Annotated in this window: 11 protein-coding genes; 7 read left to right on the plus strand and 4 right to left on the minus strand. The window is 36.4% G+C overall.

The genetic code is table 11. The annotated features are described in order from the left end of the window. Positions 1 to 587 precede the first annotated feature (587 nt). The 3 genes from JOD18_RS01795 to JOD18_RS01805 are packed head-to-tail and all read left to right on the plus strand — an operon-like array spanning position 588 to position 2,607. Complete coding sequence (locus JOD18_RS01795; protein WP_204667157.1) at positions 588 to 1,163, plus strand: bifunctional transcriptional activator/DNA repair enzyme AdaA; 576 nt, start codon at positions 588 to 590, stop codon at positions 1,161 to 1,163. Continuing rightward, complete coding sequence (locus tag JOD18_RS01800; protein WP_204667158.1) at positions 1,153 to 1,683, plus strand: methylated-DNA--[protein]-cysteine S-methyltransferase; 531 nt, start codon at positions 1,153 to 1,155, stop codon at positions 1,681 to 1,683. The genes JOD18_RS01795 and JOD18_RS01800 overlap by 11 nt, the downstream gene beginning before the upstream one ends. 6 nt (positions 1,684 to 1,689) lie before the next feature. Further along, a complete protein-coding gene (locus JOD18_RS01805) occupies positions 1,690 to 2,607 on the plus strand; it encodes a DNA-3-methyladenine glycosylase family protein (protein ID WP_204667159.1) in 918 nt (305 codons plus the stop codon). Here JOD18_RS01805 and JOD18_RS01810 read toward each other — a convergent pair. Both JOD18_RS01810 and JOD18_RS01815 read right to left on the minus strand, forming a co-directional pair. Beyond that, entirely contained in the window at positions 2,569 to 3,540 is a 972-nt protein-coding gene (locus tag JOD18_RS01810) for a HAMP domain-containing sensor histidine kinase (protein ID WP_204667160.1), read from the minus strand. The two genes, JOD18_RS01805 and JOD18_RS01810, sit on opposite strands and share 39 nt — an antisense overlap. Beyond that, positions 3,504 to 4,055, minus strand: a complete 552-nt coding sequence (locus JOD18_RS01815; protein ID WP_204667161.1) for an ABC transporter ATP-binding protein — start codon at positions 4,053 to 4,055, stop codon at positions 3,504 to 3,506. Before JOD18_RS01815 ends, JOD18_RS01810 begins: the two co-directional genes overlap by 37 nt. Before the next feature lie 348 nt (positions 4,056 to 4,403). On the opposite strand from JOD18_RS01815, the gene JOD18_RS01820 reads away from it, so the two are divergent. The 3 genes from JOD18_RS01820 to JOD18_RS01830 all read left to right on the plus strand — a co-directional run bounded on the left by JOD18_RS01820 (position 4,404) and on the right by JOD18_RS01830 (position 6,706). Continuing rightward, complete coding sequence (locus JOD18_RS01820; RefSeq protein ID WP_204667162.1) at positions 4,404 to 5,945, plus strand: multicopper oxidase family protein; 1,542 nt, start codon at positions 4,404 to 4,406, stop codon at positions 5,943 to 5,945. Positions 5,946 to 6,258: 313 nt separating this feature from the next. Beyond that, positions 6,259 to 6,396, plus strand: coding sequence for a hypothetical protein (locus JOD18_RS01825; RefSeq protein ID WP_204667163.1), 138 nt, complete (start codon positions 6,259 to 6,261; stop codon positions 6,394 to 6,396). A gap of 13 nt (positions 6,397 to 6,409) precedes the next feature. Continuing rightward, positions 6,410 to 6,706 (plus strand): hypothetical protein, encoded by a 297-nt coding sequence (locus tag JOD18_RS01830; RefSeq protein ID WP_204667164.1) that lies wholly within the window; start codon positions 6,410 to 6,412, stop codon positions 6,704 to 6,706. Between the two features lie 272 nt (positions 6,707 to 6,978). On the opposite strand, the gene JOD18_RS01835 is transcribed toward JOD18_RS01830, so the two are convergent. Then, positions 6,979 to 7,851, minus strand: a complete 873-nt coding sequence (locus JOD18_RS01835; RefSeq protein WP_204667165.1) for a DUF3307 domain-containing protein — start codon at positions 7,849 to 7,851, stop codon at positions 6,979 to 6,981. After that, positions 7,848 to 8,624, minus strand: a complete 777-nt coding sequence (locus tag JOD18_RS01840) for a hypothetical protein (RefSeq protein ID WP_204667166.1) — start codon at positions 8,622 to 8,624, stop codon at positions 7,848 to 7,850. The genes JOD18_RS01835 and JOD18_RS01840 overlap by 4 nt, the downstream gene beginning before the upstream one ends. 318 nt (positions 8,625 to 8,942) lie before the next feature. On the opposite strand from JOD18_RS01840, the gene JOD18_RS01845 reads away from it, so the two are divergent. Further along, positions 8,943 to 9,659 (plus strand): dihydropteridine reductase, encoded by a 717-nt coding sequence (locus JOD18_RS01845; RefSeq protein WP_204667167.1) that lies wholly within the window; start codon positions 8,943 to 8,945, stop codon positions 9,657 to 9,659. The last annotated feature ends 998 nt before the right edge of the window (positions 9,660 to 10,657 follow it).

Raw genomic sequence — 10,657 nt, forward strand, 5'->3', positions numbered from 1 at the left:
TAGTTTGTGATATTGACAGGTTTTCCAATAAATTTTACTAATATACATTTCCTTCTAATTTATTAGATAAGAAGTTTTAAAGCATGAATAGGAGCTGCAACTCTATCATGGAATCGTCTGTCAAACTCCTATCTCCAGATAGACAGAAAAAATGAATTCAGCCACAAATGCCGATAGATAAAATTACTGATTTTGTTCCATATCGATTCTCAAACATTTGGGTTTGCGGAGAATTTTGAACTTTTGCCGTTGAACATGACAATATTGTTGTATGAAAATTTTTCAACATATCATCTAATAGTAATGGATTGTTTATGCATTCAAATGAAGCGACATGATTAGCAACATATCATCTGACTAAATCGTAGTGGATCATTTAGATAGGAACATTGCTGCATGACAGGGAATCTTTTATTAGTCTATATTGATGTTCCAATATTCACAGCCAACTGTCTTCTTTTAGCAGTTGGTTTCTTTTTTTATGGTAACCATTCTTATCATAAAAGTTTGCATATCTTGCTATTTAACTTGGGATCTATTTTTTATCGGCTGCAATGGGTGTACAATAGGGTAGAGGTGAGGCCATTATGAAGATTAAACTGACACTAGAGCACCAAAAGGCGATTATAACAAACGATAAAAAGTATGATGGTCAATTCTTTTATGCCGTAAAGACAACTAAAATATTTTGCAGACCTTCTTGTCAATCAAGGGTACCCCATTTCGATCATGTCACTATTTTTACAGAAGCAGAAGATGCCCTAGAAGCAGGATATCGTCCTTGTAAACGGTGTAAATCAGGTGGCAGTCGTTTACCTGATGAAGAATGGGTGTCACACGTGGAACAATATATAATGGAAAATTACTCCAAAACGTTGACTTTAAAACAGATAGCTGAACATTGTCATGGCAGTTCTTATCATCTGCACCGTGTATTTAAGCGTGTAACAGGAACAACTCCATTAGAATATGTACAGCAAATAAGGATGAAAAAAGCAAAAGAGTATTTAATTCATACAAACTTATCTATACAAGAAATTGCTAAGTTAGTCGGGATTGCAAATGCTGCCCGTTTTGCAACAGTATTCAAAGACAAAAATAAGCAGACACCAAGTAATTTTCGAAAAAATAAGCAAAAGAAGGTGTTAGAGAATGAAAAATGAACAATATCAATCCGTATACTATGGGAAAGTAAATCAGCAAGATTGGTCATTTTATATTGCTGTTACTGACAAAGGCTTATGTTTTGTTGGTTCTCCAAATAAAAGCATTAACGAAATAAAAAATTGGCTCAATAAAAATCGCCCCGATACTATACTTATAAAAAATGAAGAAAAGACCGGCCAATATGTTCAGCAGATGAAAGAGTATTTACATGGACAGAGAACAGTATTTGATCTTCCTATTGATTTGAACGGCACACCTTTTCAAGAATCGGTATGGAGGGAACTGCAACATATTCCTTATGGCGAAGTTATTTCTTATACGGATATAGCTGATAAAATCGGTCATCCGAAAGCAGTACGAGCCGTAGGTGCAGCTAACGGAGCAAATCCGGTAATGATTGTTGTTCCATGTCATCGAGTCGTTTCTAAAAGTGGGAAGTTAACAGGATTTCGCGGCGGTTTAGAAATGAAAAAAACGCTGCTCACACTTGAAAACTCAAAAAAGATCGGTGGTTAAGATAAAATGGGAACGTGGAAAGAAGATAAGCACCATTTGTTAATAGAAGGACCAGATATATTTGATTTCCAGGTGAATTTGGATTATTTACAGAGAGATAGCAATGAATGCATGTATGTAGTAGAAAACGAAATGATTACACGTGTCATTGAAATAAATCACATCCGCACATTAGTACGGATAAAGGCTGTCGATAATAACGATCTGGCTGTCGAGTTTTTAGCCAATACAAGGCCTGAATTAGTAGAAGACAGAGAGGAGGTCGTCCGTTATATTAAGGAATGGTTTGATCTGGACAAAGATCTTAGACCCTTTTATGAAATAGGCTGTCGCGACCCGTTGCTAGAGCAGTCAATTGAAAAATGCGATGGGTTGAGAATTATTGGCTTACCTGATTTGTTTGAAGCTTTATGCTGGGGAATTTTAGGGCAACAGATTAATTTAACATTTGCCTACACATTAAAACGTCAATTTGTGGAACAATTCGGTGAGTTTATCCAGCATAAAGGACAAACATATTGGATCTTCCCTTCATTTGAGAAAATTTCAGCCTTAACTGTCGAAGATTTAGCTGACATTAAAATGACAAAGAGAAAAAGTGAATATATTATCGATGTAGCTAAGTTAATGAAAAGTGGGGATCTAACAAAAGAAAAGTTGCTGCATATGGCTGATTTTAAACAAGCCGAACAAGAGTTAATCCGTATTCGTGGGATCGGTCCATGGACAGCCAACTATGTGTTGATGCGCTGCCTTCGATATCCAGCCGCTTTTCCTATCGATGATGTAGGATTAATCAATGCGATTAAACATGTAAAAGGAATGGACCGAAAACCAACAAAAAAGGAAATTAGAAATTTAGCTTTGAAATGGTCGGGGTGGGAGTCATATGCCACATTTTATTTGTGGCGAATGTTGTATTAAAGGAATAGAGACTGTAAACGTAATGATATCTTTTTCAAGGCTGACTTCCAGCTGTCCTTTCATTGCAGTAATCAATGTTTTGGCAATAAATAAACCCAAACCTAAGTGACCTTCTGCGTTGAAATGATTATTCGTATAAAATCGATGAAAGATTTGTTCCAAAGAACTTTCGTTTATTTCAGCACCATCATTTCTAATCGTGATAAACAAAAAACGGTCTCGGCTAGTAATAGACAATGCTAAGACTTTTTTTGTATAGCGATAAGCATTATCTAACATGTTTTGTAAAGCGCGTTCTAACTGATGGCTATCAATGTTCATATAAATATGATTAGTAGAAAAGTTGTCACAAGTGGTTTCTATTTCAATACCCTTTGTCTGGCAGTCCATAGCAACGTCCTGAATAAAACTTTGTGACCATTCCTGACAATTAACTTTTTCCAAGTGAATAGGAACGGAATCAGTCGATTGATAGCTTAAACTTAATTGTTGGGACACTTCATTCAAGAGATCGATTTTACTTTGGATCACGCGAAAATACTCTTTTTCTTCAGACTTTGTTTGTGCAATTCCATCTTGTAACGCTTCGATATAAGCAGAAATAGACGAAATCGGGGTTTTTAAATCATGAGAAATACTGTCAATGAACTGTTTACGCTCTATTTCAAATTGTTGGTGTTCCAGTTGCTGTACATATAATTCATTTCTCATATTGTCAAATGCAGAAATCAGCTGGCCCACTTCATCATTTCTGTCGTAATGAATCGGCTGTGCTAAATTCCCTTTGGAGATTCGTTTTGTCTCATTCACTAATATGGTGATAGGTGTCAGCACTCGTTTCCTTAAATACCGAATAGTCAGGACAAGTAATATAGTTATAAAGCAGACAACTAAAATCAGTAAAAATGTCTGATATTCATCCTTAACCTGCATGGATCAACGCCATTCGTTGGCTCATCCAATATAATTAAGCTAGGATAGCACAATAAGGCATTTGCAATTCCTAAACGTTGTTTCATCCCCAACGAAAATGTCTTTACCTTGCTATCCTTTGCCTCCTTCAGGTCAACAATCGATAAAACTTCATTGATTCTAGGTTTTGGCACTTTGACCGCAGCTAATTTAGCACTCAGGATTAAATTCTGTTTGGCAGTGAGATGAAGATAAAAAGCAGGGTTTTCTATAATACTGCCTACTCTGGAAAGGGCTAAAATGGAATCATTCTTTATCGAATGTCCATCGATGAATATGTCGCCAGAGTTAGCGAAAATCAAACGGGTAATCATTCGTAATGTTGTTGTTTTTCCAGCTCCATTCGAGCCAACGAAGCCATAGATATCACCTTTTTGAATCGAAAAATGAATATTATCGATTACGGTTTGTCCGTCAATTTTTTTGTTTAAATTTTTAATTTCTAAAATGGGCTTTTCATTATTAGCTTGTGTCATTTGCTCAGCTCCTTTGTATTGATAAACGAAATTGTAGCAAAGTAAAATAAAGTTTGGATAAAGTCTGGATAAAGCTTCGATAAAATATAATTCCATGGCATAAAAACGAGACAAAAGATATGTTAATAGGAGGAGAAATGACAGCAGCACATCTTGCTTGTGATCTTAGCCAAAAAGAATCCATTCACTCTGTTACAATGATAAGACGACATTCATTATGCATTCTAGCGAGAAAACTCGTGACTGGTCTTATCATCAGTAATTTAGTGTAGACCGTACATTAGCCTGCTCCTTTTTGTTAGTAGTTACATTTACTAATTCTAAGGAAAGAAATGGGGTGAATACGAAATGAGTCCTAAGCTAGAAAAATTTGTTGATCCACTTCCAAGAATGGAGGTTCTAAAGCCTAACAAAAAGACAAAGGACGGAGCTCATTATGAAATCACGATGAGGCAATTCAGGAGTAAACTACATCGTGATTTACCAGCTACCACTTTATGGGGATATAATGGCCAGTTTCCTGGGCCAATAATTGAAGCAAATCGTGATGAGCCCGTTCACGTGACATGGCTTAATCAACTGCCTGATAGGCATCTGCTTCCTGTTGATTTATCCATTCATGGGCTCGAACAGCTTCCTGCTGTACGCACCGTTGTACATTTACACGGTATAGAAACGAAACCTGAAAGTGATGGTCATCCAGAAGCATGGTACACAAGAAACTTTCAAGAAACGGGACCTTTTTTCTCAAGAGAAACGTATACGTATCCAAATTATCAGCGTGGAAGTCTGCTTTGGTATCATGACCATGCGATGGGAATTACGCGCTTAAATGTGTATGCAGGGCTTGCAGGTATGTATATTCTTCGAGATAAGCAGGAGAAATCATTAAATCTGCCAGCTGGTGATTATGAGATTCCACTTATGATCGCAGATCGAAGCTTTCAGGCAGATGGATCATTATTTTATCCATCACAACCTGCTGATGCCGCCGCAAATCTGCCCAATCCTTCTGTTCTGCCCGCATTCAATGGTGATACAATTTTAGTTAATGGGAAGGCATGGCCATTTTTGGAGGTTGAGCCGAGAAAATATCGCTTCCGGATTTTGAATGCTTCGAATACAAGATCCTATCAATTACAGCTTGACTCCCACCTATTATTCCAGCAAATCGGTTCTGATGGGGGACTGCTCAGAAATACCGTCAAAATGGAGAGAATTAGTTTGCAACCAGCAGAACGAGTCGATCTGATTATTGATTTTTCCAAAGCAGCTGGTCAATCTATCGTACTAAAAAATGAGATAGGAACAAATGAAGATACCGGAAATATGATGCAATTCCGTGTTACAAAGCCATTAAAAAATAAAGATCGAAGCCTTTTGCCTTCAGCTTTATCTGTTATTCCTTCCTTAAAACAAAATAAAATTTCTGCGATTCGCTATTTAAAGTTAGTTGGAACAGCTGATGAATTTGACCGTCCATTATTACTTCTCAACAATAAACATTGGCATGATCCAGTTACAGAAAATCCACGGCTTGGAGCAACAGAGATTTGGGCTTTGACAAATACGACCAACTTCTCTCATCCAATTCACATACACCTTATACAATTCCAGGTCTTGGATCATCAGCCATTCGATCTTGAACAATATAATATAGATGGAAAAATCGTATATACAGGACCACCTAAGGCACCGCCAGCAAATCATCGCGGCTGGAAAGACACAATTGAAGTACCTGCCGCTAATATTACCAGAGTGATTGCCAAATTTGCCCCATACAGTGGTGAGTTTGTATGGCACTGTCATATTTTAGAGCATGAAGATTATGATATGATGCGCCCTTATGTTGTTGTAGATGATGATGAAAAGGATGAGAAGCAAAGCTAAACGATACAGAAAAAAGAGTTTAAGTTACATGATGTAACTGAACTCTTTTTCAGATAGGATATAAACAAATGCCAGAAACGACTTGTTTATGTACAAGCTATCCTACACTCTTTTTTTAGGAACAATTTCGTCGGAGTAGTTTGTAGTTGTATGTATAGATATAATATAATTACCCCTTGGAATAAAAAGGAGGAATAGGTAATGTCTGATTCGTATGTAATGAAAATTAAATGAATAGATTGCTGTAACATTAAACCAGCCAGGACCACTCTTTCAAGTGGAAACAGAAGCAGAAGGAATTCTCAAGAGGTAGATGGGCCGAGAGAAAGAATGGACAGCACTTGAATCAGACGATTCTGGCTGTGGTGCTACGATATTAGCACCTTTGTTTTGGTTGCAAGGTGTTGAACAGGTGACACCATTGGGGAATTCTCACTACACTATCAATTGATATGCAACAATTTATGGCCAGACAACCAACCGTTTCTGCACGTGATCAAGCAGCACAAACGTTAGAAAACAGCATGGCTGGCTTATCTACACAAACACTTTCCTGTGAAGTAATGTGTGATGAGCATGATAGGATTGAATGGCTGTCTATCATTATACCAAATAATGCCTCTCGCTCAGAAACAATGAGTCAGGAAGGACAAATAACACATACAACGATTTCACTAAGCTTTACTGATACCCCTCCAACCATTATAAAACCGGATGTGAACAGAGGTTTTCCGCAATGGAGTTCATTCATTCCACCATAGAACAGGCTAAACAGGAATTATCTGAAAAAGCAGAGGACGAATGGGATAAATAGAAAGTGATTTTAAATCTATAAGTGCGTGTTCAAAAAGTTCGATCAAAAGGACCAAGAAGTTCAAGGCGGCGCAGCCTTTGAGCAACGGAGCGTATGCTTTTAATACGTGAGTAGCGGAAAAGCAAGCCAACGCAGAAATTCGCCGTGTCATTTTTATTGGACTTTTTGAACAACCTCTATAAGTAATAAGGAGCCAACTTCGTGAATGGCTCCTTTCTTTTACTTAATTATTCCTTGTACAACTAGACCAAGTACTAGTCCTAGAAAAATAGATGACAGTGTGCCTAGTAAAAAATATTCTGCCCAATTTCGATCATCTAACTGTTTAAAGCGTGCAATTGACTTGGCTGCGATAATAAAAGCAATAGAAGGGTAGGCGCCAATCACTGTTAATATAATAACAAGCAATCTCTCAATATATCCGATGAGTTTTCCGCGTGAACGAAGTGGGGTGGAATAGGTAAAATAATGATATTCCTCCGTAAAACTAACCTTTGTCTTAGGTTGGTTTTTTTCTTTTCCACCGTTCAGCTGATTTTTTAATGTCAGTTCGCCTTCAAAGTTTGCCAGTTCTGATGGCAATGAACCGATGATATACTTTACAATATGGCCGCTGACACTTGTTGCCAAAATATAAATGATGATCATAAATAATAATGTATGAAATAGGCTTAAACCTTGTATTCCATACAAGTCTAAAAAACTCGCTGCTATATCTGTAACGGTCATATGGAAGAAAAGGATACAGGCTGTCAGTATTATCATTAAATGCAATACTTGGTCTAATAGAAAGTAGCCGAGACCTTTCAAATTATCCGCTGAGCCTTTTGGAATGGAGTCTATTAATTTTATTTTTAATACATCAATTAGAAGATGCGTGATACTAATAAAAACTAAAGGTAGAATAAAATAGGTGATGATGTTTCGAAACTCGTATAGATAAGCCCATATAATCGCAAGGGCGATTCCTGTTGTCAGCAGATGATGGAGGAAGTGTTTTTTCAAATACTTCGTTTTATTTTTCACCATTTGGTCAGATTGCAGCCAAAAGTCAGCGATTAAATGGGCAAGAAGTAGCAACAATTCAGTCATGATAATCTCCCTTCCTTAGGCAAATAATCGTTAAGATGGTTCCTTACATGTTGTCTAATATTTGTTTGCAATTTATCAGTTAGAGGAGGCTTTTCTTGCGACTCTAATGAATCCAGTGTTTTAACAATATCATAAAAAGCGTGTAAGATAACGGGTGTTTTACCTTTTTTAATATGAGTTGATATAGTGGCTGTTGTTCTGCCAAGATATTGACTTACTTTATTTTGTTGGCCGACTATTAAATACAAAGAACAGACGAGTGATTGTATGTCGGTTTGTTCGTTAATCTGTTCCTGTTTTAGAGTTAAACTCGTATTTATTAATGTTTCAAATTGTTTGTTAAAAACGGTGAAGCCTTGTTTAGTTGACAGACTAGGTAATTCAAAACGGAATAGCGTGTTGTTCGGTTGTCTTTTTAGATAATCATTGGCATTTCTCGCTTGTTTCATTAAAGGATGAATCCAAGTTTCTAAATTTATTGCGCTTAAATCCTCTTGGATATGGCCAAATGATAGACCGAAATAAGGTTTATGATCTGCGAACCTCCAAATCTGACTGATATAGAAAGCAAGTGTATATGCCGAGGCATATCCGCTGCAGATAACGGCTAACTCATCACCAGCCCGATGACTAATCTTGGTTACAACGATATTTTCTGTCCACTCAGCAATCCTGTCTTTTAATTGCTGCAGATATTCACTCAATTCATTCCCGATGTTTTCTTTAGATGAATTCCTTACATCCATAATGAAGACAGAAACTTCATTTAGCATGCCTCACCAGCCCCTTCCTGAACCAAAAAAGCAAAGTTTGATTATATAATCGAATATAACAAAAATTAGCTTGAATAGTCAAACTTTATAAAAGTTAGATAAATTAGACTAATACAAGCTGTGGTTCAAATAAGCGTGAACATAAAAACAGATTTGATAGAATTCGGTGTTACTACATCTAGCAAAAACATCCCCAAAAACGAAGCCAAGATCGTCAGTAATTTATCAGATTTAACCAATCTTTTTAATTGAGAATTGTTATCACTTATTGTATAATAGATAGTAAAGATAAATATCATGGAGTAAGGAGAAGGTGTAATGCAAATATACTGGACTAAAATAAATAAGATTATTGAAGAAACCCCTGAGATTAAAACATACATGCTTGACTGTCCGGAAGGCTTTACATGGGAAGAAGGTTCCCACACTCACTTTGCACTGGAAGGTTTTAATGCTGGAGATAAACCAAACCGCAGCCTGATTCGTCATATGTCCATCTCTACTTTACCACACGAAAACTCAATTGGTATTACAACGCGTATTAAAGAACAGTGCTCTCAGTTTAAAGCGTTGTTAAGAAATCTTAAAGTGGGCAATGAAGTGGCAATTTTTAAAACGCATTCGAATGTACCACTTAAAAGGGAAGGCAAAAATATTTATCTGCTGTCATCAGGTGTCGGCCTGGCAACTTTCAGACCGCTTGTACTGGATTATTTCGAACGTTCTGATCATGTTAGTCAAATCCATTCCTTGAACATCGATTCATCAAGAGATTTCTTATTCACTACTATTTTTGAATCCGCAGCTGACAAGAAGTTCACATCACAGTTCGTCGATAACCGTAACGACTACTATGAAGAAGTGAAAAATCTTGCGGCAGACAAGGAAGGACTTTTCTATGTTGTCGGCAGTGATGAGTTCCTCGTGCAGAACATTGAAGTACTTCGTGAGCAGGGCATTAAGCCAGAACAGATTATGCTCGACAAGCACAAACAACAACTACCTGAGTTTTTATCATTGGATGTATCCATTTAAGTACAACAAGTTATTTTTATAAAAATTATAAAATGCTTCACATAGAAAAGATCCCATTTTGAAAAAGCTTAAAATGGGATCTTTTATTTTTTTGTAGTCTAGCGTAAATTATAAAATATTCGCTTGTGGATCCCTATTTGCAAGCGAATAGCAACGTCTAGCTCCGTAAAGAGTAAAGAAGAATTCTATTATTCACAGCTTGTATGAATTTAACCACTCATAGAATAAGATTTTTGTAACATAACACATAGATAGAATAATAATTGACTATTTTTATGATAATGTTTTACTAATCGATCAAAAGAGTAATTAATCAACCAATAACCAGCCCTGATTTGGAGGGAGAAGTGTGAAAATTAAAAATGATGAAATGACCACACAAGTAAAAAGCGACTCTGGACACAGTAAAAAATAAGACACAGTTCTTTCCCGTGTTAGGAGTGCTAGTATTTGCCCCCTTTGCTCTGATTATCGCTATGATAATTGTTTCATTTGTTGTAGGAAAATACAGTATGACAGCCAGTAAAAAACAGCTCCAAACCCTTTCTTGGTTGGGGGGTGACACTCTTTTTATTAAGTGCATACGATCATTGAATTACTAGCTCTGTTTTTAATTTGTCTACGGATGTTTGATGATGATAAAAAGGCTTTAGGAAATAATTAGAAAATAGAGATTAATGTTATGGTAGAAGGAGAGTAAATTTTTTTATGAAAAGAGGGGCCATACCTCTGAACACATGCACATATTGATGGCGTGTGTTCAGATCTATAAAAATTTGTTCGAAATGGATGGTAACATTATTTTTCTCCACATCAAACACGAATATGTTGCATTCAGTCATAAAAAAACATTCTATGATATGTAAACACTTTAAGTCAAGAGGTGATAGACTGAATTCGTCCCTCCCTCAATATACTTTCATTTTCTTAAAATATCGCTGTTTTTCTCTAATTTTCATTGATTAATATTAAAAACATTAGGTAAGTCAAGGAATATA

Origin of the sequence: Gracilibacillus alcaliphilus (genome assembly GCF_016909015.1) — a bacterium.
Taxonomy (GTDB): domain Bacteria; phylum Bacillota; class Bacilli; order Bacillales; family Amphibacillaceae; genus Gracilibacillus; species Gracilibacillus alcaliphilus.